The sequence below is a fragment of the Metabacillus hrfriensis genome, assembly GCF_030127205.1.
In the GTDB taxonomy this organism is placed as follows: Bacteria; Bacillota; Bacilli; order Bacillales; family Bacillaceae; genus Bacillus_P; species Bacillus_P dongyingensis.
This window is the reverse complement of the sequence record NZ_CP126116.1, coordinates 179,998-205,914: the sequence shown is the minus strand read 5'-3', so window position 1 is coordinate 205,914 and position 25,917 is coordinate 179,998. Positions and strand designations below refer to the sequence as shown.

22 protein-coding genes and 1 pseudogene are annotated in these 25,917 nt (G+C 41.2%); 10 read left to right on the top strand and 13 right to left on the bottom strand.

Annotation, left to right across the window (positions count from 1 at the left end; translation table 11 throughout):
• The first annotated feature begins 3 nt into the window (after positions 1-3).
• Both QLQ22_RS01165 and QLQ22_RS01160 read left to right on the top strand, forming a co-directional pair.
• Entirely contained in the window at positions 4-972 is a 969-nt protein-coding gene (locus tag QLQ22_RS01165; RefSeq protein WP_284015846.1) for a tetratricopeptide repeat protein, read from the top strand.
• 102 nt (positions 973-1,074) lie between these two features.
• Positions 1,075-1,521 (top strand): DUF4385 domain-containing protein, encoded by a 447-nt coding sequence (locus QLQ22_RS01160; RefSeq protein WP_252207868.1) that lies wholly within the window; start codon positions 1,075-1,077, stop codon positions 1,519-1,521.
• Between the two features lie 39 nt (positions 1,522-1,560).
• Here the strand turns inward: QLQ22_RS01160 and QLQ22_RS01155 are convergent, their stop codons facing one another.
• From QLQ22_RS01155 to QLQ22_RS01140, 4 genes are read right to left on the bottom strand one after another with little or no spacing between them, the layout of a single operon-like run.
• Complete coding sequence (locus QLQ22_RS01155; protein ID WP_284015845.1) at positions 1,561-2,691, bottom strand: mannitol-1-phosphate 5-dehydrogenase; 1,131 nt, start codon at positions 2,689-2,691, stop codon at positions 1,561-1,563.
• Position 2,692: 1 nt separating this feature from the next.
• Positions 2,693-3,127 (bottom strand): PTS mannitol transporter subunit IIA, encoded by a 435-nt coding sequence (locus QLQ22_RS01150; RefSeq protein ID WP_223438984.1) that lies wholly within the window; start codon positions 3,125-3,127, stop codon positions 2,693-2,695.
• A gap of 12 nt (positions 3,128-3,139) precedes the next feature.
• Positions 3,140-5,221: a BglG family transcription antiterminator gene (locus tag QLQ22_RS01145; protein ID WP_284015844.1), complete on the bottom strand. Its 2,082-nt coding sequence runs from the start codon at positions 5,219-5,221 to the stop codon at positions 3,140-3,142.
• A gap of 29 nt (positions 5,222-5,250) precedes the next feature.
• On the bottom strand, positions 5,251-6,999 hold the full coding sequence (locus QLQ22_RS01140; RefSeq protein WP_284015843.1) for a PTS mannitol transporter subunit IIBC: 1,749 nt from the start codon (positions 6,997-6,999) through the stop codon (positions 5,251-5,253).
• A 192-nt stretch (positions 7,000-7,191) separates the two neighbouring features.
• Here QLQ22_RS01140 and QLQ22_RS01135 point away from each other — a divergent pair, with 192 nt between their 5' ends.
• The gene (locus QLQ22_RS01135) at positions 7,192-7,689 is read left to right on the top strand and encodes a GNAT family N-acetyltransferase (protein ID WP_223438981.1); all 498 of its coding nucleotides are present in this window, start codon (positions 7,192-7,194) and stop codon (positions 7,687-7,689) included.
• Positions 7,690-7,806: 117 nt separating this feature from the next.
• Here the strand turns inward: QLQ22_RS01135 and QLQ22_RS01130 are convergent, their stop codons facing one another.
• Both QLQ22_RS01130 and QLQ22_RS01125 read right to left on the bottom strand, forming a co-directional pair.
• Complete coding sequence (locus tag QLQ22_RS01130) at positions 7,807-8,415, bottom strand: flavin reductase family protein (protein WP_223438980.1); 609 nt, start codon at positions 8,413-8,415, stop codon at positions 7,807-7,809.
• Positions 8,416-8,427: 12 nt separating this feature from the next.
• Positions 8,428-9,357 carry a ring-cleaving dioxygenase gene (locus QLQ22_RS01125; RefSeq protein ID WP_284015842.1) on the bottom strand — a complete coding sequence of 310 codons (930 nt, stop codon included), beginning with the start codon at positions 9,355-9,357 and terminating at the stop codon, positions 8,428-8,430.
• A 197-nt stretch (positions 9,358-9,554) separates the two neighbouring features.
• Here QLQ22_RS01125 and QLQ22_RS01120 point away from each other — a divergent pair, with 197 nt between their 5' ends.
• Both QLQ22_RS01120 and QLQ22_RS01115 read left to right on the top strand, forming a co-directional pair.
• A complete protein-coding gene (locus tag QLQ22_RS01120) occupies positions 9,555-9,884 on the top strand; it encodes a PadR family transcriptional regulator (protein ID WP_223438978.1) in 330 nt (109 codons plus the stop codon).
• Positions 9,885-9,888: 4 nt separating this feature from the next.
• Complete coding sequence (locus QLQ22_RS01115; RefSeq protein WP_284015841.1) at positions 9,889-10,896, top strand: HAAS signaling domain-containing protein; 1,008 nt, start codon at positions 9,889-9,891, stop codon at positions 10,894-10,896.
• A 38-nt stretch (positions 10,897-10,934) separates the two neighbouring features.
• Here the strand turns inward: QLQ22_RS01115 and QLQ22_RS01110 are convergent, their stop codons facing one another.
• The 3 genes from QLQ22_RS01110 to QLQ22_RS01100 all read right to left on the bottom strand — a co-directional run bounded on the left by QLQ22_RS01110 (position 10,935) and on the right by QLQ22_RS01100 (position 12,609).
• A complete protein-coding gene (locus QLQ22_RS01110; RefSeq protein ID WP_284015840.1) occupies positions 10,935-11,291 on the bottom strand; it encodes a GIY-YIG nuclease family protein in 357 nt (118 codons plus the stop codon).
• Positions 11,292-11,312: 21 nt separating this feature from the next.
• The gene (locus QLQ22_RS01105; RefSeq protein WP_284015839.1) at positions 11,313-12,068 is read right to left on the bottom strand and encodes a DUF2087 domain-containing protein; all 756 of its coding nucleotides are present in this window, start codon (positions 12,066-12,068) and stop codon (positions 11,313-11,315) included.
• 115 nt (positions 12,069-12,183) lie between these two features.
• On the bottom strand, positions 12,184-12,609 hold the full coding sequence (locus QLQ22_RS01100; RefSeq protein WP_223438974.1) for an organic hydroperoxide resistance protein: 426 nt from the start codon (positions 12,607-12,609) through the stop codon (positions 12,184-12,186).
• Between the two features lie 435 nt (positions 12,610-13,044).
• Here QLQ22_RS01100 and QLQ22_RS01095 point away from each other — a divergent pair, with 435 nt between their 5' ends.
• Together QLQ22_RS01095 and QLQ22_RS01090 are read left to right on the top strand one after the other, a co-directional pair.
• A complete protein-coding gene (locus tag QLQ22_RS01095; protein ID WP_223438973.1) occupies positions 13,045-14,250 on the top strand; it encodes a quaternary amine ABC transporter ATP-binding protein in 1,206 nt (401 codons plus the stop codon).
• Positions 14,251-15,984, top strand: coding sequence for a glycine betaine ABC transporter substrate-binding protein (locus tag QLQ22_RS01090; RefSeq protein WP_284015837.1), 1,734 nt, complete (start codon positions 14,251-14,253; stop codon positions 15,982-15,984).
• 47 nt (positions 15,985-16,031) lie between these two features.
• On the opposite strand, the gene QLQ22_RS01085 is transcribed toward QLQ22_RS01090, so the two are convergent.
• Complete coding sequence (locus tag QLQ22_RS01085; RefSeq protein ID WP_284015836.1) at positions 16,032-17,192, bottom strand: AI-2E family transporter; 1,161 nt, start codon at positions 17,190-17,192, stop codon at positions 16,032-16,034.
• Positions 17,193-17,449: 257 nt separating this feature from the next.
• On the opposite strand from QLQ22_RS01085, the gene QLQ22_RS01080 reads away from it, so the two are divergent.
• On the top strand, positions 17,450-18,352 hold the full coding sequence (locus QLQ22_RS01080; RefSeq protein WP_252207857.1) for a superoxide dismutase: 903 nt from the start codon (positions 17,450-17,452) through the stop codon (positions 18,350-18,352).
• A gap of 684 nt (positions 18,353-19,036) precedes the next feature.
• Here QLQ22_RS01080 and safA read toward each other — a convergent pair.
• Positions 19,037-19,657 (bottom strand): SafA/ExsA family spore coat assembly protein, encoded by a 621-nt coding sequence (safA, locus tag QLQ22_RS01075; RefSeq protein ID WP_284015835.1) that lies wholly within the window; start codon positions 19,655-19,657, stop codon positions 19,037-19,039.
• Positions 19,658-19,912: 255 nt separating this feature from the next.
• Here safA and guaC point away from each other — a divergent pair, with 255 nt between their 5' ends.
• A complete protein-coding gene (guaC, locus tag QLQ22_RS01070; protein WP_223438969.1) occupies positions 19,913-20,896 on the top strand; it encodes a GMP reductase in 984 nt (327 codons plus the stop codon).
• A 470-nt stretch (positions 20,897-21,366) separates the two neighbouring features.
• Here the strand turns inward: guaC and QLQ22_RS01065 are convergent, their stop codons facing one another.
• Positions 21,367-22,680, bottom strand: coding sequence for an epoxide hydrolase family protein (locus QLQ22_RS01065; protein ID WP_284015834.1), 1,314 nt, complete (start codon positions 22,678-22,680; stop codon positions 21,367-21,369).
• 179 nt (positions 22,681-22,859) lie between these two features.
• Between QLQ22_RS01065 and QLQ22_RS01060 the strand changes: the two are divergent.
• A pseudogene (locus tag QLQ22_RS01060) lies at positions 22,860-23,354 on the top strand (cyclase family protein); the annotation flags it as partial.
• A 396-nt stretch (positions 23,355-23,750) separates the two neighbouring features.
• Here the strand turns inward: QLQ22_RS01060 and glmS are convergent.
• The gene (gene glmS / locus QLQ22_RS01055; protein ID WP_284015833.1) at positions 23,751-25,553 is read right to left on the bottom strand and encodes a glutamine--fructose-6-phosphate transaminase (isomerizing); all 1,803 of its coding nucleotides are present in this window, start codon (positions 25,551-25,553) and stop codon (positions 23,751-23,753) included.
• Positions 25,554-25,917 lie beyond the last annotated feature (364 nt).

Here is a 25,917-nt window from a genome sequence, read left to right as displayed (position 1 = left end):
GACATGAGTAATTGGCATATTCAGACAATCGAGCGCATTAAAAAACTCAGAGACTGGAGAAGATATGATGAAGCAATTGAAGAAGCACAGAAACTCATCGCATCAGATCCGGAAATCGCCCATTCCTATTCCATACTGGCAGATATTTATTCTCATAAAGAAGACTTTAAATCAGCGATTCATTTTTCAAAAGAAGCATTAAAAAAAGACCCTGAGGATTACACAGGCAGCTTTCTGCTGGTCAGCTCTTATTATCAAAGCGGAGATATGAAAACTTTTGATCACGCTGTTGAAGATGCACTGCGGATATATCCCGATGTTGCCCATTTCTATTATTTAAAAGCTCTGAGAGCCTTTCAAAAGAACAAGCTCAAGGACTCACTTAAGCTGATGGAGAGCGCTCTTGCCTATGAGAGCGAAGAGCCTGTTTACCTTGCAGCCTACAGTGATTTCCTGCTGCTTGCCAACAAGAAGAAAGAATCGAGGGAATTCGAAAGGATTGCCTTAGAAAAAAATGAGAATGACCCGCACGTATTCTATTCTTTGGCCAATACTGCTTTTAATCGCGGAGACTTCAAGCAGGCCAGAGAACTGAGCAGGCTTGCTGCCGAAATAGAGCCTGAGGAAGAAACATACAGAGAGCAATACATGGAATTATTAAAAACGGCCTATCCCATTCACACGTTCTTCCTCCGAGTTATACAGGTTAATTCCTTCCTGAGAAGAAGATCAGCCGTCTTATTTTGGATCATCATGATTTTTATTTTTTTTGCCTTTAACCCGTTATTTTGGCTCTACCTTTTGTTCACATTGTGTCCGTACTATATCAGCAATTTCCTAACAGGGCTGTTTGTCAGACGGAAGCTCGGGATTACCCGAAGGAGGCGGAATGTCAACATTTCAACTGCCATTCTTACTGGGTTATTCATCATATTGATTGGTATAGGCGCAGCATCTATCTTCATGGAATAAGTCATGACCTTTTTATAAAGGTCTATTTTTCTTTACCGGCACATTCAGGACGTTTCACTTTTTAATTGAACGGGGAATGGTAAAAAAAGAGAGGTGATTCGTGTGCCGTTTAATTACGATGAGGACTTTGAAAACACGGATTTCCGAAAGCATCCAGAGAAATACCGCATTGGCAGAGGCGAACAGGGTGTCCTCCTTGTAGAGCCATATAAAAGTGAGATCTTGCCTTATTGGCGCTTTAAAACTCCTGAGATCGCAAAGGAATCCTCTGAAAAGATTTATCATCTTTTTCTTGAATACAAAGACAACGATGACTTTGTCGGTATGGACATGGCGCGGAAATTTCTGCAAATGGGCTACACACGAGCAAGAAGATATGCTAATTACAAAGGCGGACGTAAGTATAAAGAAGATGGAAACATCCATAAACGGGAAATTGACGAGGGAAAAGCCAAGTCTGCTGCATTCTTCAAAGAAATGTGGATGGCAGTCAGAGAAGACGTTGAATATTTGGAATTAAAGAAAGAGCATCAGAAAAAGTATGGTTAAAAAAGCCTATCATTGTCTGACAATGATAGGCTTTTCCTTTTACAGCTTATGATATTTTTCTTCAACAAGGCCGATCAGCGGATGATTTTCAGGAAGCTGTGAAACCTCCTGCAGTGCACCCGAAATGCCCTTTGCCTGAATCAGCTGCTGAATTTCAACCGCTTCTTCATCTTTGTCAAAATCATATTTTAGACATGCTGCAATGCCAGCTGCAAGATCATCAGGCGAAATCCCTTTTTCAAGCAGCCTTCTTGCAGGTGCTACAAGACGGTCATCAAAGCCTAATTTACGTTTTGGAGATCTTCCGACTCGAGTGACCTCATCTGAAATATGTTTATTTTCAAATCTGGCAATGATTTTTTTCACGTAGTTCAAATGTTCTCCCTCATCAAAACCATACTCTTTTACAAGCAGCATGCTTGTCTCATTCAGAGCACCTTCAACGAGACGGCGAACCTCTGTATCTTCAATGGCTTCCTTAACGGTAGCCAGTCCTTTTTGATACCCGGCGTATGCAGTCACAGCATGACCTGTATTTACGGTGAAAAGTTTGCGCTCAATATACGGAATAAGATCGTCAACGTAAGTGACTCCCTGAATGGAAGGCATATTTCCCTTTGCCTTTGATTGCTCAATCACCCATTCAAAGAAAGGTTCTACTGATACACTTAGAAGATCCTCGTTTTCCTGAATAGGCACGATGCGGTCAACTGCTGAATTAGGGAAACCGATCAGCTCTGAGACGGAATGCCGCTCTTCCTCATTTAGGTGCTTGAAGATCTCACTCTTCAAATGGTCTGTTCCGCCAATCATATTTTCACAGGCAATCACATTTGCTTCTGTTTTTTTTTCTTTGAGGCCTAGAGCGATTGTTTTCGCAACAAACTTTAGAATATTTGGTCCCACCGCAGTTGTGATCAGGTCTGCTTCTGCAATCTTTGCGATGACTTCTTCTTGATTCTCATTGCTGTTGATTCCTTTAACACCTGAAACAATAAAGGACTCAAACTCATCAGAAGCTAATCTGACTTCATACTTCCCTTTTTCATTTAATGCGTCAATAACATCCTTATTGATATCAGCAAAATAAACTTCATACCCTGCTCCGCTAAGCAAAGCTCCAATAAAACCGCGGCCGATGTTCCCTGCTCCAAAATGCACAGCAATCATCTTAATTCTCCTCTTCAAATAAAGCAATCAGCTCTTGTTTTGTAGTTACTTCAAGCATTTTTTGAACATTTTCTTCTTCTGAGCATAGAATCGCAATTTGAGATAGAAGCTCTAAGTGCTCCCCGTCCTTGCCGGCAATTCCAAACAGAATTTTAGCATCTTCTCCAGTACCGAAATCTACGCCTTCCGGAACTTGAACAATTGAGATTCCAGAGTGATTGACTTCTTTTTTAGCGTCTTCCGTGCCATGTGGAATGGCAACGCCATTTCCCATATATGTCGTAGAAAGCTCTTCACGCTCAAGCATTTTTTCTACATAATCTTCGTTGACATATCCGTTTTCAACTAGTAATTTCCCAGCTAAACGAATCGCTTCGTCTTTTGATCCAATTGTTTGATTTAGGAGGATATTTGCCTCATCTAGTATTTTTTTCATTGTCGCACTCTCCTATTTTATAAATTTTTGCGTAAGCCATTTGTGAAAGGTTTCATTTAACACAGCTGTCATCTTTGTTCCGTTGCCGGATTGAAAAAGCTGAAGGTTGTCTTCTGTTTCGATCAATGTTGCACTGATCAGGCTTAAAACCTCAAGCCCTGTATGAGAAAAATCTTCAGGTGCGAGCAGGAGAGCAAGGGTCTTCATCTCAATTTCCCTGTTATCCATGCCAGGTACTGTATAAGGATGTTCAAGGTTGAAAAGAACGAAAACCGGCTTAATGTTGCAGGTATCCCGGCAATGGTAAAGAGCGATTGACGAATCCGGTATACCAAGCCCGCCAAGCTCCTCCCTCTTCAAAAGCTCGCTCGTCAGTGTTTCGGAGTCTCTAATAAGACCCTGTTCCTTCAATACCTCTGCTGCTGAAAATAAAACGTCCCGGTGGTTTCCATGATTCGAGAAATGGTAGACTCTGAAATGCCGGAGAAGCTCTTTAACGGTTTTTGCCGCTTCTTCAAAGACTTCGATCTTTTCAAGCAGATTGACCTCGCCTAAAGCCTCTGCATAGCTTGGATGTCTGGTCATTTTTTTAGATTTGGATGTGCTTTTTAATTGTTCGCGAATTTTTTCAGCCTCATGATCCGCAAGCAGCGGTCCGACCTGTATATAATCAGAAGAATCAAGCGGCAGACTAACGGTTGAAATGATTAAATCAAAGTTTTCCAAATTCAGTTTTTTTAAGCCAATAAGCGATGATAAAGCTGTTTCAGTAATTTCAGGTATCTCTTTGTGTATCCTTGTCGCAAGCATCTTCGAGGATCCAATTCCGCTTGAGCAGACGATTAATGCTTTATATGAAAAGACCTGTCTTCTTTCCTCAAGGCTTGAACCAAAATGCAAAACGACAAAAGCCGTTTCATCATCTGGAAAGACAAGCGAAGGAAAGACGAGTTCCAATCCTTTTTTTACTGCCTCATAAAGCTTAGGGTAATTTTCTTTTGTCTCTTTGGCAAACGGGTTATGTGTGTAAATCCCGTCTTTCATCCGGTAATAAGCCGGTTCTAAATGTGAAATAAGTCCATTGTAAAGAGACTGATTGTTTCTAAGAGGAGCGTCGAGTTCGTCTGCAACGTATTCAATCAGCTGCTTTACATGCAGGGAGATCAAGGAATTTCTTTGTTCAAAGTTGAAATCTTCATTTTGCCTTCTCGCTCTTCGAAGATGAACAGCAATCTGCGTGATTTCTTCTTCTGGAAGTGAGAGGCTGAAAACATTCGTTAATTGCTTTCCTATCCTTGCTGCCATTTGAAATTCCTCAGATTGAAGCACATTCTGCACATCACTTTTCACGAAGGACACTGGTTTTTGCTGCATCAGCCTTTTCACTGCAACACTTAAATGAATCAATAGGGAAAAATAAGCGTTATCCGCCATTTCATAGGGCATCATTTCGAGAATCGGCTTCAATGCATCATCTGCCTTATTCAGATCACAGCTGGTTAAAAACCCTAAATACGTTTGGCTTTCTGGCTCCCTAATAGGATCTTTATCAATAATCTGAATGAACTCCTGCTCATCAATTGTCTCCAGCAGCAATGCCTCAAGCAGCCTTCTTTTTGCCGTTTCTTCCCCTGTAAGCTGAACCCCAAATCCTCTTTTTCTTACTAATTCAAGCTCATAAGGTTCAATTTTCTTCTCCACCCGGTCTAAATCATGACTGATGGTTGCTGCAGAAACAAGCAGTTTTGACGCAAGGGCATAGAGCTTCATTTGTTCTTTGGATTGAATTAATTCACTTATCAGCAAATACACCCGCTCATCCTGAAGGTAATCGTAGGAAGACTGCGAGGACAAGTCATTCCGCAGCCGGTCTATATCTTCCTTTAGACCAGTCAGCTTCACCCCTTGCCCTGCCTTCTTCTCAATTACAATCCGGTAATTCTTCAGTGTATCTTCAAGCTTTTTCATTTCTCGGTGAATGGTTCTCGAACTCACCCCGACATCATTAGCAAGCGTGTGAACCGTAATGAAGCCGGGCTGTTCAAATAGCTGCTTTAAAATGTCCCGTTCTCTGGCTGTTATATACACTTTCATCACCATCCCTGCTCATCTAAGCAAACGGATTACTTCTTTAATCGCTGAACCAGTTCATCATATTTAGGGCTGTTTAAAAAGTTATCTACTGAAAGATGTTCAGCCTGAGGAACTTTAGCCTTTGCTCGGTCCGTTAAGTCTTTATGCGTAATAATAATATCCGCATCACCCGGCAGATTATTAATTGCCGAGTTTGTCACTTGAATTTCAAGACCTGCTTTTTTGAATTTATTTTTCAATACAGAAGCTCCCATTGCACTTGATCCCATTCCGGCATCACATGCGAAGATGACCTTCTCAACATTTTTACTTGGTGTTTGTACTTCTTCTGATCCCGCAATATTAGGCTGCTTTCCTTCTTTCAGATCTCCAACCAGTTTTTCATAAACCGGGCTGTTTAAGAAATTTTCTACAGAAAGGTGAATGGCATTAGGCAATTTTTCTTTTGCACGGCTTGTTAAATCCTTATGGGTTATGACCACATCTGCATCACTTGGCAGCTGAGCAATTGCCGTGTTCGTTACATCAACATTCAGCTCTGCTTTTTTCATTTTATTCTTCAGAACAGATGCGCCCATTGCACTTGAACCCATGCCTGCATCACATGCGAATACGACTTTTTTCACATTTTGATAATGGTTTGCTGCATTTGGTTTCTTTTCAGCAACAAGTGAGTCTGCAACACTGCTTTTCTTGCCTTTCATTTGCTGCATTTTCTCTGTTGCTGCTTCAATGCTCTCATCATCTGTTGATTTCGATGATTTTAAAATGACACTTGCTACTAAGAATGAAATGGCTGCAGCAACTACTACCCCTAAAATCACACCTGCAAAGTTTCCTCTAGGCGTCATCGCTAATAGAGCAAAAATACTTCCTGGTGATGGAGTGGCAACAAGACCTGCATCAAACAGCATGAATGTCAGTACACCACTTGCTCCTCCTGCAATAGCCGCTAAGATTAACAATGGCTTCATCAAAATGTAAGGGAAGTAAATTTCGTGAATCCCCCCGAAGAAATGGATGATTGCTGCACCAGGTGAAGACTGTTTCGCATTGCCTTTTCCAAATACCATATAGGCAAGCAGAATGCCAAGTCCTGGTCCAGGGTTCGATTCAATCAGGAATAAGATGGATTTTCCTGCTTTTGATGCCTGCTCAATGCCAATCGGGCTGAAAATTCCGTGGTTGATTGCATTGTTTAGGAACAAAACCTTTGCCGGCTCTACAAAAACACTTGCAAGAGGCAGCAAACCTGCAGAGACAATTGCTTCTACTCCGCCAATAAGAATGTTCGTTAAACCTGATACAAGAGGACCGATTGCTTTAAAAGCAAGAATTGTTAAAAAAGCCGCTGCAATACCTGCTGAAAAGTTATTGTAAAGCATTTCAAATCCAGATTTGACCTTATCCTTGAACACTTGGTCCACTTTCTTAATTAAATACCCGCCAAGAGGACCCATAATCATGGCGCCCAGGAACATCGGGATTTCTGAACCTACGATAACCCCCATTGTCGCCGTTGCACCAACGACACCTCCGCGCAGATCATACACCATGCGTCCGCCGGTAAATCCAATCAGCAATGGCAGCAGATAGGTGATCATCGGTCCTACTAGCTCTGCCAATTCCTTATTTGGCCACCAGCCTGTTGGAATAAATAAAGCTGTAATCAGCCCCCAAGCGATAAATGCTGCGATGTTCGGCATGATCATTCCGCTTAAGTGACTTCCAAAACGCTGAATTCGAACCTTTATATCTGAATTGTTTTGTGTAGACATGTATTAACCTCCTAATAGAAATTTATGAAAGCGTTTTACCAAAACTCTATATGTCTATCTTAAGACTCATATCCTGTTCCTACAATTTAAAGAAAACCCAACTTTGTCACTTGTGCTGTTGCCAACTATGAAAAGACTGGAACTAACGCTTTCAAGATTGTAAAATAGAGGAAAACATTTATGGAGGAACCCATGAAGAAGCGAATCCTGAATGGAAATGATGCAGACGCTTACCAAAAAATCCGGCTCGAGGGTTTAAAAAACAGCCCTGAAGCATTTGGGTCAAGCTACGAGGAAGAACAGCTTTATCCGATTGATCTTTACAAATCTAGACTTGAATCAGATACTGCCTTTACGTTTGGAGTTTTTGAAAAGGAAGAACTTGCCGGTGTTGTCACTCTAGTAAAAGAAACGAAGGTCAAGCTTAAGCATAAAGCTTCGATTTACGCGATGTATGTTTCTCCTGATTATCGCGGAAGGGGCATAGGAAAAAAACTGATGGCTGAAGTGGTAAAAAAAGCACAGGAGTTTGACGATACAGAGCAGCTTCATTTATCTGTTGTGAGCACCAATCCTTCAGCAAAACAACTGTACACTTCATTTGGCTTCACCGTTTATGGTCATGAAAAAAGAGCGCTAAAAGCTGATGGCATCTATTATGATGAGGATCATATGGTTTTATTTTTATAAGCGGGCTTGTTTTCTATTTATCCATCTATTTTGGATCAGCCACATTTGACATGATATCCATCTAAATCAAGAATTTATCTGCGATCATAAAAAACGGACCAGGATTTGGTCCGTTTTTCATATTGGCCGTTCGATTGAAAACAGCTCTCCGACTCTTGCGTAATCATTTCCCGCAAGTCTGCTGACTGCACCCAGTCCATCAGGATTAATTCTTCCTTTTTCATATATGCTCTTTTCTACGTGAAACTGAACAATTTTCCCGATGATCAAATCACATGCAGGCGAATCGTCACCGCCGAGCTCAATCACTCGTTCAAGAACACATTCCATGCGTACTTTGGCTTCCGTTATTCCTGGCACAGCAATCCTGCTGCTCTTAATAGGCGTTAATTGCGCCAATTCAATCTCACTTTGATCAGGCTGAAGGTTTGCTGCAGTGATGTTTATCTTTTCAACGTTGTCATGATCAACGATATGCACAACAAATTCTTTCAGACTGCTGATATTCCTGGCAGTATCCTTTTGATTTCCTTCGCTTCTTTGAACGGACACCGAAATCATCGGGGGATTGGCGGTAACGATGTTAAAGTAGCTGAATGGCGCTCCGTTTAATGTTCCGTCTTCTGAAAGCGAAGTGACAAATGCAATCGGTCTTGGAATAATGCTTCCAGTTAAAAGCTTATAATTCTCCCTTTCCGTGTTAGCAGCTGGATCAATGCTCAGCATTTTCATCACTCCTTAAAGCTCTCTAATCTCAAATGGCGCAAGCGCTTTTTCAATCTTATCTCTTTGCGGCTCATACCATTTCGGCAGCATCAGCTTTTCTCCCAGCGTCTCCTCATCATGAGCAAATCCTGGAGGATCTGTTGCAATTTCAAACAGGATTTCACCGTGTTCTCTGAAATAGATCGCATTGAAATATTGTCGGTCCTGTACTGGAGTGACATGATATCCTCCGTTTGCAACATGCTTTTGCCACTGAAGCTGATCCTCATCATTTTCTGCTCGGAACGCAATATGATGAACCGTTCCAACTCCCATTTGCCCGCGGCCGATTGGCGTCATTTTCAAATCAATCACATTTCCAATCTCTCCAGTTGAACGAAAACGGATAAAATCTCCTTCTTGGCTGATTTTTTCAAATCCCATGATCGCCTCCAGCAGTTCTGCTGTTCTCTCAGGCTGAGCGGATAACAGAGTTGCCCCTCCAAATCCTTTTATTGCAACATCAGATGTGACTCCGCCAAACTCCCACTTGTTTGATTCTCCTTCTTCCCGTTCAACGATTTCGAGGTGCAGACCATGCGGATCATCAAAAACCACATACTCCTCACCGAACCGCTCCATTTTAGAAAATGGAACATCCATCTTTTCAAGTCTTGCCTTCCAAAAGCTCAATGCTCCTTTTGGCACAACATATGATGTTACTCCAACCTGGCCATCCCCAACTTTCCCCTGATAAGCATCAGGCCATGGAAAAAAAGTAATAATCGTTCCCGGTTTTCCTGCTTCGTCTCCAAAGTAAAGATGATACGTACCAGGATCATCAAAATTGATTGTTTGCTTTACCAGTCTCAAGCCAAGAACCCCTGCATAAAAGTCCGCATTTTCCTGGGGATGACCAACGATTGCCGTGATATGGTGGATACCTGCCGTTTTTTTAGTCATAGAAAACCTCTCCTTAATAAATTGTATTTTCTCTCATTTTATCTAAATAACACTTATTTTAATAATTATCTCGAATTCAAGATAATTTTAATTCATTTGTTCTCGCATGTCAACGATTTGCTCATTTTACAAATATTAGTATTATTTTATTGACAATAGTGTACGTCACACACTATTATAAAATTGGAGGTGTCATAATGAATGAATTACTGAACTCGCTGACCACTGAACTAAGAAGAGGAACCCTTACACTTGCCGTCCTCAGCCAGCTGCAAACACCTCAATACGGATATTCTCTCGTCCAGCTTCTTGAGAAAAACAACATAACAATTGATCAAAGCACCCTTTACCCCTTACTCCGCAGACTGGAAAAACAAGAACTCCTAATAAGTGAATGGGAACTGACAGAGACTCGGCCAAGAAAGTATTACAAATTGAGCGATTTTGGAAAAGAGGTGTATGAACAGCTTAAAGTTGAATGGCTTAAAACTTCTATTCAAATGAAAAAGCTATTAGAGGAGGAATGATTCAGTGAATCTGATTCATCTTTATATTAATGAAGTCACACGAAGGCTTCCTGAAAAGGCTCAAGAGGATATTGCCCTTGAGCTGCGATCGAATATTGAAAATATGCTTCCGGAGGACTATACCGAAGAAGATGTAAAAATGGTACTGACTAAACTCGGAAACCCCGCTGAACTAGCACAAAAATACTCTGGTAAACCAAATTATTTAATCGGGCCAGCAATGTATAATTCCTATCTGTATGTCATGAAAATATCCCTTGCTGCGGCATTGTGCATCACGTTTTTATCCAGGTTTTTTGAAGGAATCATTCAGCATCAGGGTGATACTTCCATTTTTTCTCTCATGCTGACCATTTTCCTTGACATTCTTATCGGCTCCCTGCTTGTTAGCTTTCAAGTGTTTACATGGGTAACTCTGACTTATGCGTTTTTGGAACGCGCTGTAACGATAAGTGATTATGTAAAAAACACGAAATGGACACCAGACGATTTACTGGCTTTAACCCATACTCCTAAAAGATCCATTCCCAGGTCTGAACCCATTTTCGAATTATTTTTCACGGTGCTGTGGGCTTCCATCTTTTTGAACGCATCGAACCTTCTTGGCTGGTACACACTGCAGGGAACTGGTCTTGAAGACCTTAAGCTTGCTGCCCCTCTATTTCAGGCAGATGTTCTTAAAATGTATCTCCCCGGCATTGCTGCCATTTTTGCATTAGAGATGTTTATAGCTATTTACAAGCTTTATACAGGCAGATGGACCAAAAGGCTCGCCTGGATCAATACTCTCAGCAATCTCGTTTTCATCAGCTTTTACTGCATCATGCTGCTGAATCCAGAGCTTTTCAACAATGATTTTATCAGCTTGACGATGAATTCCTTTGGAATACAGCCTGAAAATCATGATGAGGTTTGGTCTAACTGGATTTGGGCGTCAGCTGCCATCGTCATTCTCATTTCAATAGTGGATATGGCAAAAGGATTCAGAAACAGCAGAAAGCATGTTCTTTAACAGTCAAAAGGTGTTTACCATTTGGTAAACACCTTTTCTTATTGAAGCTTTTCTTTATTGTATCCTTTTTCACCATATGGTTTCAGCTCGTTAAGCCATTTTTCCTCAAGCTTTTTCAAAGCATGTTTCGCATCAAAAAAGCCCTCTTCTTTTCTTTTTAATACTTCCAGCACTTCTATTGAAAAAGCTTCTTTTCCAAAAGTACTCCATTCGTTTTGAAGTGTTTTGTTTGTGCTTGATCCTGATTCAAGTTCAAACTGCTTTCCATTCAATGTTTTTAAGTTCAATGTGCTTCCGATAAAAAGTTTCCCGTTTCTGATATTCTTTATTTGATAGATTCCCGCTTCGGGTTTCGATTCTTTATAAAGCTGTTTTAATTCTTTTTTCCGATCCATTAATTGAATCTCCTTTCCTTTTTAAAGTATTTTCCAATACTCGCTTCCATCTGCCTTGCGGGCAAGAAATCCATATTCAATTAAGTACCGTCTAAGGAGGACATAATCGTGATAAATGGATTCTAATAGTTGATTCACTTCTTTTTCGTCATATTTCCGTTTTCCTTCAAATCGGTCAGCAATCGCTTTTAGGACAATCAGCTTTTGCTTTTCTTTAAGCGGAAATTTCTTAAGCTTTCTATGTGTCCCCTCAGGAAATAACTTTTCAAGCATTTCTGCTTCCTCCTCCTGAGTGACATTGTATCGGCTGTCAATCATTTTGGCTGCCTTGTGAGGAGTTATCAATACCGGTGCATGCTGATCCTTTTCTCTTAAAAGCTCCATGATCGTCAGCATCATTTTTGCCTGGCGTTCTTTTTCCTTCAATACAAATCGGTGGTTTCTGATTGTAGCTGAACTTCCGATCTCTAGCTCTTTTTGGATTTCGGCATCATTTTTTCCGGCATAAAAAAGCCGTAATAAACGATTTTGATGGTCAGTCAGCCCAGTAAGCTTTTTATCAAGTCCAATCAGATAATCAAAGACAGATCCATGTTCTTTTTCAATATGAATCTTCATCGCTTTTTCAGCATCATAGAACATGTCATCTACAGGGTAAATAACGCCTTTTTCTGTTTTGTCTCCGCAAAGCAGACAAATATAGTGCTCCTGGTTTTGGATGAACCCCTGTTTCCATTCATCCAGAGAAGCACTCCAAAACAACTCAGATACACCCATATAACAAACACTTCCTTATTTTGTTTAATATATAATAAACATTTTATATTATCGTTTGTTTACTTTCAACTAAAAAACATAAAAAAGGCACCGCATTTACGGTGCCTCTCTCTTATTAAACAATCGCCTCAAGGGTAACCTCGATATTCCCTCTGGTTGCTTTAGAATATGGGCAAAACTCATGAGCCTTGTGAACAAGGTCTTCTAATTGAGATTTTTCAATCCCCTTCCCTTTTACATCAAGCTTTACGGCTAATTTGAAGCCGCCATCAGCTTCATCTTTTAAAAAGCTTACATTAGCCGTAACCTCAGATTCAAATTTCACTTTTTCTTTTCTGGCCATATGCTGCAGAGCTCCATCGAAACACGCAGCATATCCCGCTGCAAATAGCTGTTCCGGATTTGTAGCTTCAGGCATTCTTTCAGCTCTAGGTGATCCCGGCATGGCGATATCCATGTTGATTACGCCATTTGATGAGTGTACTTTTCCTTCTCTTCCGCCTACTGCTGTAACTGAGGTAGTGAATAATGGTTCTGACAATTTTCATCTTCCTTTCCAGAAAATTCATTAGCTGTTATACACATATTTTAAATACCCTTTTTTATGAATGTTATTCTTTTAAACTATTTCAATCTGCAGAAAAAAATCATTATTTTCAATGATTTTTTAAAACTTTCATCCTTTCCCTGAAATAAAATAAATAATTTTTGCAGAAACTAAATTATCAAAAACAAATAAGCTGTGAAATAAGACCGCTATTGACATCGGAGCGGTTGCAGCAGTCTTTTATTTATTGAAGTGTAAGGGTTTTCTTGATTGTTTCTGCTGCCATATCGTTTGCAATCAAAAGTTGAACTTCTATATACTTAAACAGTTATTGTTTTTTGCAAGAAGTATAGTAAGTCTCCGGAGATTGCGGAAAACAGAAGGTTTTCGAATTATATTTAAATAAAATAAGCAGTTTTGAGGTGTAGGATGAGACCAAAAGTTGAAGTGAAAAATGTAACGAAGGTATTCGGAAAATCCCCCAAGAATGCTATTAAGTTACTTAAAGAAGGATATTCAAAAAAAGAGATACTGGAAAAAACGGGTTCAACCATTGGCGTAAATAGTGCAAGTTTTGAAATTTACCCAGGTGAAATTTTTGTAGTAATGGGTTTATCAGGAAGCGGAAAATCAACATTGATCCGTATGCTGAACCGCTTAATAGATCCTACAATTGGCGAAATTTTAATCGATGATGTCGATATTGTTAAAATGTCAGCGCAGCAGCTGCGAGACGTACGCAGAAATAAAATCAGCATGGTTTTTCAAAACTTCGCTTTATTCCCTCATAAAACCGTACTTGAAAATACGGAACATGGGCTTGTACTCCGAAACGTACCGGCAGATGAAAGAAGAGAAAAAGCCATGCAGTCACTCGCGGTTGTCGGTTTGAAGGGATATGAAAATCAGTATCCTTCACAGCTCAGCGGAGGCATGCAGCAAAGGGTCGGTCTAGCGAGAGCCCTTGCAAGCAATACTGACATTCTGTTAATGGATGAAGCTTTTAGTGCATTGGATCCGCTGATCCGTAAAGACATGCAGGATGAATTACTTGAACTTCAAGAAACCATGAAGAAAACGATTATTTTTATTACTCATGACCTTGATGAGGCCCTTCGCATAGGGGATCGTATTGCATTAATGAAAGACGGTACAATTATTCAAATCGGATCTCCTGAAGAAATCATGATGAATCCTGCAGACAAATATGTAGAACGTTTTGTAGAAGATGTGGACCTTTCCAAGGTGCTGCAGGCATCTCATGTTTTAAAACGTGCTGAGAGAATGACTCCTGATCGCGGTCCGCGTGTGGCTCTGCAAATTATGAAGGCTCAGGGATATTCAAGCATCTTTATTGTAGACCGCAAACAAAAGCTATTAGGGGCGCTCACCGCTGATGATGCATCCAATGCAGTCAAAGAGAATAAGACGGTTGAAGATGTGATGGCAAGAAATATAGCGACAGTATCAGAAGATACATTGCTTACTGACGTTATCGAAGCACTATCGAATTCTGCCCTCCCGGTTGCAGTAGTTGATCAGGAAAATCGCTTAAAAGGTGTTATTATACGCGGTGCTGTTATTGGAGCACTTGCAGGAAACAAAGATGATCTGAACATGAAGGAGGCAGATTAAATGGGACTCCCGCAAATCCCCCTCGCTGATTGGGTAGATACTGCTGTAGGATGGATCATAACTAATTTTCAAGGCTTTTTCAGCGGCATATCTGCCTTCACCGAAGGCTTTATAGATAGACTGGTAAAAGTTTTAGAGCTTGGCCCTCCTTTACTCCTTATTATTTTGATTACGCTGCTAGCTTTTTACACAAGCCGCTGGTCTATTGGTCTTTTTACACTGATCGGTCTGCTTTTAATTGAGAATCTTGGACTGTGGGATGCAACAGTCAACACATTGGCCTTAGTGCTTTCATCTGTTGTCATCACTATCCTTATTGGGATTCCGATTGGAATATGGGCATCGCAAAGTGATAAAGTAAGACAGATTGTCACCCCAATTTTAGATTTCATGCAGACAATGCCTGGATTTGTTTATCTTATTCCAGCCATTCTGTTTTTCGGAATCGGGGTTGTACCAGGAATTATAGCATCTGTCATATTTGCTGTACCTCCTACAATCAGACTGACGAACTTAGGGATACGCGAAGTTCCTAAGGATTTGATCGAGGCTTCGAATGCATTTGGTTCAACGACTTCTCAAAGACTCTTTACCCTGCAGCTGCCGCTTGCAGCGCCTACCATTTTAGCTGGAGTTAATCAGAGTATCATGCTTGCATTATCCATGGTAGTTATTGCGTCATTGGTAGGGGCGCCAGGATTAGGGGCAGAAGTTTACCGTGCTGTAACACAGGTTCAAGTTGGAGGAGGATTTGTAGCTGGTTTAGCCATTGTTATTATTGCAATCATATTAGACCGGATTTCACAAAACCTGCGTAAGCCTGCCTATCATCAAGTTATACCTAAGAGATTTGCATATAGTATTTTTTCTTTATTGGTAATTGGTGCTTTTATTGCCGTATCTTTTGGCGGAGGCCAGGCTGAAAAGGCTTCTCCGAGTAAAGTAGGCGAACAGGTCGATTACAAAATTACAGGAATTGATCCCGGAGCCGGACTTATGAAATCCACAGAAAAAGCAATGAAGGATTACGGCTTAGAGGGAGATTGGACATTAATAGAAGGCTCTTCAGCAGCCATGACCGCTGAATTACAAAAAGCCTATGAACAAAAAGAACCTATCATTATCACTGGATGGACACCTCACTGGATGTTTACAAAGTATAAGCTGAAATATTTAGAGGATCCTAAAGGCTCGTTCGGTAAAGGTGAATCCATTCACACCATAGTCAGAAAAGGCTTAGAAGAAGAAAATCCCGGTGCTTATAAAATCCTTGATCAATTCTCCTGGGAACCAAAAGATATGGAAGAAGTGATGGGAGATATCCAGGAAGGCATGAAACCCGAGGAAGCTGCTGAAAAATGGATTAACGGCCATCCTGACAAAGTGAAAAAATGGACGGATGGCGCTCAAAAAGGCAATGGTGAAAAAGTAAGCCTTGTCTACGTTTCTTGGGAATCAGAAATCGCAAGTACGAATGTCATTGGTGCTGCATTAAAGAAGCAGGGCTATGATGTCACTTTAAAACAAGTAGAGGCAGGACCAATGTTCACCGGTGTTGCCAATGGCAGTGCAGACGCGTTAGTAGCTGCATGGCTCCCAACAACACATCAGGACTATATTAATGAATATAAAGATCAAATTATCGATCTTGGGCCAAATCTTGAAGGAACGAAATTAGGTTTAACCGTTCCGGAATACATGCCTATTGAGTCAATTGAAGACCTTAAAAAATAAACAAAAAAAAGTGCTGAAGAACGATTCTTCAGCACTTTTTATTTTTGCTATTTATTTTTACTGTTGATCTGGTCTCTTTGTTCATACATATTACTCCGGATCTTCATCCATTCAAACAGATGAGTCACAATCACTTTTAATACCGCATAGCCCGGCACAGCCAGGATAATGCCGACTACTCCAAATAAATTCCCCGCAGTCAGGATCACGAAAATAATGGTGATCGGGTGGATATGAAGATTCCTTCCCATGATCTGAGGGGAAATGAATTTCCCTTCAACTAATTGGACAATCGTCCACACAATAATCAATTTCAGCACCATAAACGGTGATGTGACAAGCGCGATAATGAATGCAGGTGTAATTGCGATTGCCGGTCCTAAATACGGAACAACACTTGTAAAGGCTGCAATAAGGGCAAGAAGTGATGCATACTCCATGCCAATAATCAGAAAGCCTATGTACATTAACGCACCAATGCAAAAGCTGACAATGATCTGTCCCCTAATATAGGAGCTGATTTGATTATTCATTTCATGCATTACATTATACGTTGAACTGCGGAAAGAAACGGGCATGAACTTAAGAACATAAGGCCCAAGCTTTTTGCCGTCTTTTAAAAGATAAAACAAAATGAACGGAAGCGTGACAATCGCAAGGATAAAATCCTTTACTATCCCTACGATATTTCCAATTCCAGCAAACATATTATTTATAATGGTTGATGCCTGATCCGAAATTTGTTTTGAGAGATCTGCGACGTTAATATTCAGTGTCTTTTGCGCCTGATTCACAAAGTCGCTTCCGACAACATCTCTGACCAGCTGCTCTACATCGCTTGTATATTGCGGGAAGCTCTTGATCAGGCTCAACACCTGTTCCTTAAGAAACGGGATAACCGACACAATCAAGATTGTCAGCAAACCAATAATCAATATAAACAGGGCCAGGATCGTGTATATTCTTCGAATGCCTTTTCTTTCAAAAAAATCAACTACCGGATTTAATACATAATAAACGATGGCCGCAAGAATAATCGGCAGCAGAATCGTTTTAATTAATACCTCAATCGGTGTGAAAATAAAGGATACTTTCATAAAGACAAGAATGTTCAATCCAATCAGAAGCAAAATCAGAAGAAACAGAACAAATCTATTATTAAGGATAAACCTTTTAAACGTCCCTACTCTGGGATTTACCTGTTTCATGAGTGTCCTCCTTTTTCTCTATGCACTCAGTACTTGTACTCTAATGATTATTATAGTGGCTTTATTTAGAAATTGAAAATATAATTCAATTCCCTTTTAAAGAAAGGAAAATATCTGCAAATGAAGATGAGGTCTGTCATTTTTGAAATCAGCATTCTTATCCAGATCAGCCAGTGTAAAAGGCAGCCTTTAAAAATCATCATCCATTTTCCCTTTACGCATATATTGTCTACAACTGACTAAGGGGTGGGATATGAATGTCTGAAGATTACATTGTCTTAATGAAAAAGTGGTGTGAAAATATGTTAGAATGCTTTAATCAGTTACGTGATGAAAAACGAAAACATGGGGATCATCAAGACTTAGAGGTTTGGCTGCAGCAAATAAGCCAATTTAAAGAAGAACTTTCAACGGGATCATTTGAAGACAGCGAGATCTATGAACGTGCTAATTCACTATATGTAAAGCTTGCGGCTTATTTTGAACAAGACAGCGAAAATGAGCAAACTCGCATTCAAGCTGAATCCGTCACTGTCGTTCCAATCGGGGGGCACACTCTTCCTCCGCTGCCTTATAAATATGATGCATTAGAGCCCTACATTGATCAGGAAATTATGAAGCTTCATCATGATAAGCACCATAAAAGTTATGTGGATGGATTAAATAAAGCTGAAAAAGAAATGGAGAAAGCACGTTTATCTAACAACTATGATCTTATTAAGCATTGGGAAAGAGAAGCTGCATTTCATGGAGCCGGCCATTATCTTCATACGATATTCTGGAGTATTATGAGTCCAAATGGCGGCGGAAAACCTGCTGGAAAGCTAATGAAGGAAATTAATCAAACCTTTGGCACCTTTGAAAAGTTTAAACAGCACTTCTCTGAAGCAGCTGACAAAGTTGAAGCAGTTGGCTGGGCAATTTTAGTCTGGTCACCCCGTGCACGCCGATTAGAGATCCTTCAGGCTGAAAAGCATCAAAACTTAAGTCAATGGGATGTCGTACCAATACTTGTCCTTGACGTGTGGGAACATGCCTATTACCTGCAATATAAGAATGACAGAAAAAAATACATCGAAAATTGGTGGAATGTTGTTAATTGGCAAGAAGCAGAAGGGCGCTTTCAAAAAGCACAGCAATTAAAATGGAAGCCTTTTTAATGACCATCGGATTTTCATGAATGATATGTAAAAAAAAGGATGACTGAAAACAATCAGTCATCCTTTTTTTTGAACTATAAATCTGATTTTTGACTTATTTTAATGACTCATTGTACTCCTTTGAGTCCTCAAATCTGCTCTTTTACTGATTTTGATGACTCATTAAACTCCTTTGAGTCCTCAAATCTGCTCTTTTACTGATTTTGATGACTCATTAAACTCCTTTGAGTCCTCAAATCTGCTTTTTTACTCATTTTCAGGACTCATTGGACTTCTTTGAGTCCTCAAATCTGATTTTTTACTCTTTTTAATGACTCATTGTACTCCTTTGAGTCCTCAAATCTGATTTTTTACTCATTTTAATGACTCATTGTACTCCTTTGAGTCCTCAAATCTGCTTTTTTACTCATTTTAAGGACTCATTGTACTCCTTTGAGTCCTCAAATCCGCTCTCTTACTGATTTTGATGACTCATTGTACTCCTTTGAGTCCTCAAATCTGCTTTTTTACTCAATTTAATGACTCATTGTACTCCTTTGAGTCCTCAAATCTGCTTTTTTATTCATTTTAAGGACTCATTGGACTCCTTTGACACAACGAAACAGCCCCAAAGCATATTAACGCCCTGCACAAAGACAGCAAAAAGGACAACCCTGTACGGATTGTCCCTGATCCTCCTACTTATTATTTGCTGATAAACATCTGCGTCCAGTAATGGCCGTAAGATCCGCCTTTAGCGTAGCCTACACCAATTTCTTTGAAATTAGAAGACAGAATGTTCTTGCGGTGTCCTTCACTGTTCATCCAAGCTGTCACAACGCTTTTCGCTGTTGTTTGGCCCGCTGCGATATTTTCTCCTGCATAGCTGTACTGAATACCGAAGCTCTTCATCATATCGAATGGAGAACCGTATGTAGGTGATGTGTGACTGAAGTAATTTTTGTCACGCATATCTTCCGACTTATATTTTGCTACTCTCGCAACTTCCCAATTGGCCGTAAGCGGCTTTAACCCGTATTTGGCGCGTTCTTGGTTAACTAGAGTAACCACTTCGCTTTCCATGCTTTGATAAGCGCTTCCAGAAGGAATGTTAAGCGATTGACCCGGATAGATCACATTGGCATTTTTAACGCTTGGATTGGCTTTGATTAATTCCGAGACGCCAACCTGATATTTCGACGCAATTTTCCACATCGTGTCACCGCTTTTAACGGTGTATGTACTTGCAGCACTTGCTTGACTGCTGAATCCAAAGGCTAGAGCGACAACCAACAACATAAGTGATAAAGATTTTAATGTTTTCATAGTTTTATTTTATACGAATACTAGATTAGAAGAATAGCGGTAGTTTTTACCGAATAAAAGGGTTTGACTTTTTAGACAATATACATATGCCTGTTTTTTTGAAAAGGCTTTCTAAAATGAAAAAGATAATCGCTATTCTTCGTTTTTTTCTTCCAAAATCTTTGACATTCATATACAAATGATGTAAAGTACCAAATGGACGAACAATTAAATTGATTTTCAACAACAACATTCGTATTTAGGGGTGTAAATCATATGGAAAATGTATTTGATTATGAAGATATTCAATTAATACCTGCAAAATGTGTAGTAAACAGCCGCTCAGAGTGTGACACAACAATCGCTTTAGGAAATCATACATTCAAGCTGCCTGTTGTGCCTGCCAATATGCAGACGATTATAGATGAAAGAATTGCGGTTAACTTAGCTGAAAATGGTTATTTCTATATCATGCACCGCTTCCAGCCGGAGAAAAGAAACTCATTTATTCAAGATATGAAATCACGCGGATTAATCGCTTCTATCAGTGTTGGTGTGAAAGAAGAAGAATACGAATTCATTGAGCAATTGGCTGCAGAGCAGCTGACACCGGATTACATTACAATCGATATTGCACATGGTCATTCTAATGCGGTTATCGAAATGATTAAGCACATCAAGAAGCATCTTCCTGAAAGCTTTGTCATCGCTGGAAACGTTGGTACTCCAGAAGCTGTAAGAGAACTTGAGCATGCCGGTGCAGATGCAACAAAAGTAGGCATTGGCCCAGGTAAAGTATGTATCACGAAAATTAAAACAGGATTTGGCACAGGCGGCTGGCAATTAGCTGCACTTCGCTGGTGTGCAAAAGCTGCAACCAAACCAATCATTGCTGACGGCGGTATCCGCACACACGGAGACATCGCAAAGTCGATTCGTTTCGGTGCTTCTATGGTCATGATCGGTTCATTGTTTGCAGGGCACGAAGAATCTCCTGGAGAAACAATCGAAATGGATGGAAAGCTCTTCAAAGAATATTTCGGCTCTGCTTCAGAGTTCCAAAAAGGCGAAAAGAAAAACGTAGAAGGCAAGAAAATGTACGTGGAGCATAAAGGCGCTTTAAAGGATACCTTGACTGAAATGGAACAGGATCTGCAGTCATCTATCTCGTATGCAGGCGGAACCAAACTTGATGCTATTCGTACGGTGGATTATGTGGTGGTTAAGAATTCGATTTTTAATGGTGATAAGGTTTATTAATTAATATAAAAGAGGAGACAGGTATTTTTTTGCCTGGCTCCTCTTTTTTCTAATAAAAAAAACAGCGACTGATCCCTCACCAATGTTGCTGTATCTTTTCTTATGGTTAGTTAAAGAAGAACAAAATAAAAAGAGAGGAATATATCCTCTCAAGAAAAATTATTTCTTTAATTTAGATTTATTTTTTAAAGAATCAAATGTATTAAAGAAAAATTGTTCAACTGACCTTCTATTAACATTTAAATATTCTTTATCCAATGAAAATGTAATTCTAAACTCAAATCAGGATTGGAATGAATCTTCCGCGTTTCTGCTAGATGCTTAGCAATTGTTTGACGAAGCTTCCTGTTTCCTTGGGCTTCATCGTAGATTAATGGCTAGTCAAATCGCCTGTTCTTTAATATGAATTCAAACTCTTGTTTTGGCGAAAGGACGACGAACCCGTGTGAGCGTATTCCACCTGACTCCGATTAGCGTAGCGACTTGAATGCCGCGCGGAGTTCTGCAGTGAAAAGCTCTGGCTGCTCCCACGCCGCGAAATGTCCGCCTTTGTCGAGCTTGTTGTAATAGATGAGTTTGGGATACGCCTTCTTCGTCCAACTCTTCGGGGCCTGATAGAGCTCATCAGGAAAGACGCTTACGGCTACCGGGATAGATACGCCTTTGACGTCGAAGAAGGAGTACTTGTTCTCCCAGTAGAGACGAGCCGCAGAAATCGCTGTGTTCGTCAGCCAGTAGAGTGTGATGTTGTCGAGCACATCGTCTCGCGTAAGGCCTCCGGGGTGTCCGGCAAAAGCCTTTGAGATCAGCTCCAGACTCTTCGCGTCATGGTCAATCATAAAGGCTGCCAATCCGACAGGCGAATCCACCAGTCCGGTCAGCGTCTGCGGGCGCGTCCCCATCAAGAAGGCGTAACCGCTGTGTTTGTAGAAGAAGTTCAGCTGCTGTACCGCGCGTTTCTCTTCGTCTGAGAGACCGGAGGGCAGCGGATTGCCTGACTGAATTGCCTTATCAATGTCGGGCGGAACCACGCCAGGCATGTTGGAGTGAATGCCGACCAGTCCCGGAGCCTTCTGTACTGCCATCAAATCCGTGATAAGCGCCCCCCAGTCGCCACCTTGCGCCACATACTTCGTGTATCCAAGGCGCTTCATCAGCACAGACCAGGCACGTGCGATGCGGTCGGGGTCCCAGCCGACCTTGGTCGGTTTGCCCGAAAATCCGTAGCCGGGCATCGACGGAATCACCACATCGAAAGCGTCTGATTCCTTCCCGCCATATGCCGTGGGATCGGTAAGCGGCCCGATAATCTTCATCATCTCGATGATTGAGCCGGGCCATCCGTGCGTGATGATGAGGGGCAAAGCATCTTTATGCTTCGAACGAACGTGAATGAAGTGAATGTCCTCACCATCGATATTGGTGATGAACTGCGGCAGCGCGTTCAGCTTCGCCTCGAACTTGTGCCAATCGTAATCTGTTGCCCAATAGCGCGCGAGTTCCTGAATGGTTGCAAGCTGCACGCCCTGCGATTGATCCGAGACTGTTTCCTTGTCAGGCCATTTTGTCGCGAGTATGCGCCTGCGCAATTCGTTAAGATCCGATTCCGGAACATTTACATGAAACGGACGAATGGCGTTCTTATCAGTATGTTGCTTTTTTATCTCCTTTTGAATAGTTTGGGATTTTTGGATATTCTGTGCCAGGGCATTTGTGCCGCAGGTTGTCAATCCTAGGGACAGAGCCGAAATCATTGCCAAACGAAACCAGTATCTTCTGCTCATAAGTAGTAGCGCTCCATTCGGATAGTATTCTAGTGATACCCTTTTGTTAGGTTCCATCCGAAGTGCATTTCTTATTCCATTTTCTCAAAAAAGGTTACTTCACCAGCAGCAGATAACAAACGGGACTAACGCAACCCGTCCGCTCCGTCCATAGAGGCTGATGACCATCACGATGATCAATTTCGAGACGTCTGGCGAAAGGAGTTCCGACTTGGCCCGGCGACACGCCCTTCTCACGAAGTTAGCTGGCTGAAGGAGCAAAGCATCTCGGTAAACGTCGGCAAGCTGACATGAGCATACATACCGGCACGCAAATCGACTCTCCGTTTCATTTCGATAACGAGGGGCGGGAAAGTGACGGAACTGGATTTGGAATTGTACGCGGGACCGGTCCGAGTTATCGATGTCTCGGGCAAACCGAGCATAGCATCGGCGCAGAAGATTTGGGCGTGCATGAACTGAACGGAGTCGTCCGCTTGCTGCTTCGGACCGGTACATAGACTAATCCAAGCGTGTTCCCTACGGAAATAGCTTATTTGCGAGGCGATATTGCGCTCTTTCTGGCGAGCAAAGGAATTCGGCTCATCGGGGTGGACGTGCCGTCTGTCGACCCGCTCGACAGAAAGGAACTGTCTGCCCATCATGGTGGTCTTCACGGGCACGACATTCAAATCGACCTCGAAAGAGAAGACTTAACGTCATCTGCAAGCAGACAATTCAAATCGTATTTAAATTTATTTCTGAATGCAATAATCGTTTCGCATGAAGGGAATATCACTTAACGTTCCTTGTGAAACACCAATCCTGACCGAAAATTCTTTTTGATTTAATTCATTTGATTTTCGGATAAATCTGACTTTTTCACCCATGTTCAACTGTATCAGCTCCAGAAAACAAAAATACCCCGTAATTAGTTTCAATTACGGGGTTCAAGCTCATGATGTCTGTTATACCGGAGTAAATGCTGAAACACCCAGCAGTCTAATACTTTATTTACTCAGTCTAGAACTTTATTTTTCAGTCTAATACTTTATTTTCATTGAACAGTCGCTGTTTCTCTATAATCCCTCTTACTCAACCGTAACACTCTTAGCAAGGTTACGCGGTTTATCAACGTCACAGCCTCTGTGAAGGGCTGCATAGTAAGCAATCAGCTGTAAAGGAATAACAGAAGCAAGTGGTGTCAGTTCCTCATGTATTGCAGGAAGAACGAAACGGTCATCTTCTTCTTCTAGACCTTTAAGCGCGATGATGCATGGGTTAGCACCGCGTGCTGCTACTTCCTTAACATTTCCGCGGATGCTTAAGTTTACGTGCTCTTGGGTTGCAAGCGCGATAACAGGCGTGCCGTTTTCAATCAGGGCGATTGTTCCATGCTTAAGCTCTCCACCGGCAAATCCTTCTGCCTGGATGTAAGAGATTTCTTTCAGTTTAAGCGCACCTTCAAGTCCTACATAGTAGTCTACAGAACGGCCGATAAAGAAGCAGTTGCGTGTTGTTGAAAGGTATTCACGTGCAATGTACTCCATTTCGTCTTTCTGATCGCAAAGGACTTCCATTGCATTTGCCACGATGCCAAGCTCTTTTACAAGATCAAAGCTTAACTCTACACCTCTTGCTTCAGCCGTTACAGCTGCAAGAATGGCAAGTACGCCTAATTGTGCTGTATAAGCTTTCGTTGAAGCAACAGCGATTTCAGGACCAGCATGAAGCAATAACGTGTGGTTCGCTTCACGTGAAAGGGTTGAACCAGGTACGTTTGTAATGGTTAATGACTGGTAGCCATGCTCTTTAATTTGAACAAGAACGGCACGGCTGTCTGCTGTCTCACCGCTTTGTGAGATGAAGATGAATAATGGCTTTTCTGATAAAATCGGCATGTTGTATGAGAATTCACTTGCAACATGAACCTCTACCGGTTTCTTAGCCCATCTTTCAATGAATTGCTTACCGACAAGACCTGCATGGTAGCTTGTTCCGCATGCTACGATATAAAGGCGGTCTGCAGAGCTGATAGCATCTACAATTGCTGGATCAATTGTCAGCTTGCCTTGATTATTTTGATATTTTTGGATGATTTTGCGCATAACAAGCGGCTGCTCATCCACTTCTTTTAACATATAGTGAGGGTATGTTCCTTTTTCAATATCACTGGCATCTAATTCTGCTGTATAAGGAGCACGGTCAATTGTTTCACCTTGAAGGTTTTTGATTGTAACAGCTTCACGTTTCACAATGACGATTTCTTTATCCATCAATTCTACATATTGGTCTGTTACCTGCAGCATCGCCATTGCATCAGATGCAACAACGTTGAAGCCTTCTCCAAGACCAACAAGCAATGGGCTTTTATTTTTAGCAACAAAAATCGTATCTGGATTTTGGTTGTCTAAAAGCGCAATCGCATAAGAACCTTTTAAAATGGAAAGTGTTTGGCTGAACGCTTCTTCCACGTCCGCTCCTTTATTAACGAATTGTTCAATGACCTGAACAACTACTTCTGTATCTGTATCACTGACTAGCGCAACATCCTGAAGATATTCGCGTTTCAAGCTTGAATAGTTTTCAATAACACCATTGTGCACTAGCGTAAAGCGGCTTGATGCACTTTGATGCGGATGTGAATTGCGTTTGCTTGGTGCACCGTGAGTCGCCCAGCGGGTATGTCCAATCCCTGCTGTAGACATTACATTTGCATTCACTTCTTCACGAAGAATAGCAATGCGTCCTTTTTCTTTGAAAACATGCACGCCATCTTCATTGATAACAGCAATGCCCGCTGAGTCATATCCGCGATATTCAAGCTTTTCTAGTCCACGCAATAAGATTTCTTTCGTATCCTGTTGTCCAATATATCCTACGATTCCGCACATAATTAATGTATCCTCCCAAATAGGCGGGGGACAGGTCAAGCCACGGGGACCTTTTGCTGTCCCCTCACACATGTCTATATTTTTTTTAGTTTAATTACGTTCTTCCCTTTGTGCAAAAAGTTGCCTCTTTGTTTTCAGGAGAGAGCTTACGGCTGTAATTGTCAACCGGGAGGCATCCGCCGAACTTTCGATAATCCTCCATCCTCGTCAACTAAGCTATTTTCGGTCCGCTTAGTTCAGGCGCTTTTCATTAATACAACCTCACAATGCTCCTTTCCATTCTAAAATAAAAACACAAAAGTAATCATACTATATTAACCTTCAAATCGTCAATTAAGTACTTAGCAAATGTGGATAGAAAGAT

Bases quoted from the DNA above. Each gene is read 5' to 3' on its own strand.
- QLQ22_RS01165 (WP_284015846.1), top strand. From the start codon at position 4: ATGAGTAATTGGCATATTCAGACAATCGAGCGCATTAAAAAACTCAGA.
- QLQ22_RS01155 (WP_284015845.1), bottom strand. From the start codon at position 2,691: ATGATTGCTGTGCATTTTGGAGCAGGGAACATCGGCCGCGGTTTTATT.
- QLQ22_RS01150 (WP_223438984.1), bottom strand. From the start codon at position 3,127: ATGAAAAAAATACTAGATGAGGCAAATATCCTCCTAAATCAAACAATT.
- QLQ22_RS01145 (WP_284015844.1), bottom strand. From the start codon at position 5,221: ATGAAAGTGTATATAACAGCCAGAGAACGGGACATTTTAAAGCAGCTA.
- QLQ22_RS01140 (WP_284015843.1), bottom strand. From the start codon at position 6,999: ATGTCTACACAAAACAATTCAGATATAAAGGTTCGAATTCAGCGTTTT.
- QLQ22_RS01135 (WP_223438981.1), top strand. From the start codon at position 7,192: ATGAAGAAGCGAATCCTGAATGGAAATGATGCAGACGCTTACCAAAAA.
- QLQ22_RS01130 (WP_223438980.1), bottom strand. From the start codon at position 8,415: ATGCTGAGCATTGATCCAGCTGCTAACACGGAAAGGGAGAATTATAAG.
- QLQ22_RS01125 (WP_284015842.1), bottom strand. From the start codon at position 9,357: ATGACTAAAAAAACGGCAGGTATCCACCATATCACGGCAATCGTTGGT.
- QLQ22_RS01120 (WP_223438978.1), top strand. From the start codon at position 9,555: ATGAATGAATTACTGAACTCGCTGACCACTGAACTAAGAAGAGGAACC.
- QLQ22_RS01110 (WP_284015840.1), bottom strand. From the start codon at position 11,291: ATGGATCGGAAAAAAGAATTAAAACAGCTTTATAAAGAATCGAAACCC.
- QLQ22_RS01105 (WP_284015839.1), bottom strand. From the start codon at position 12,068: ATGGGTGTATCTGAGTTGTTTTGGAGTGCTTCTCTGGATGAATGGAAA.
- QLQ22_RS01095 (WP_223438973.1), top strand. From the start codon at position 13,045: ATGAGACCAAAAGTTGAAGTGAAAAATGTAACGAAGGTATTCGGAAAA.
- QLQ22_RS01090 (WP_284015837.1), top strand. From the start codon at position 14,251: ATGGGACTCCCGCAAATCCCCCTCGCTGATTGGGTAGATACTGCTGTA.
- QLQ22_RS01085 (WP_284015836.1), bottom strand. From the start codon at position 17,192: ATGAAACAGGTAAATCCCAGAGTAGGGACGTTTAAAAGGTTTATCCTT.
- QLQ22_RS01080 (WP_252207857.1), top strand. From the start codon at position 17,450: ATGTCTGAAGATTACATTGTCTTAATGAAAAAGTGGTGTGAAAATATG.
- safA (WP_284015835.1), bottom strand. From the start codon at position 19,657: ATGAAAACATTAAAATCTTTATCACTTATGTTGTTGGTTGTCGCTCTA.
- guaC (WP_223438969.1), top strand. From the start codon at position 19,913: ATGGAAAATGTATTTGATTATGAAGATATTCAATTAATACCTGCAAAA.
- QLQ22_RS01065 (WP_284015834.1), bottom strand. From the start codon at position 22,680: ATGAGCAGAAGATACTGGTTTCGTTTGGCAATGATTTCGGCTCTGTCC.
- glmS (WP_284015833.1), bottom strand. From the start codon at position 25,553: ATGTGCGGAATCGTAGGATATATTGGACAACAGGATACGAAAGAAATC.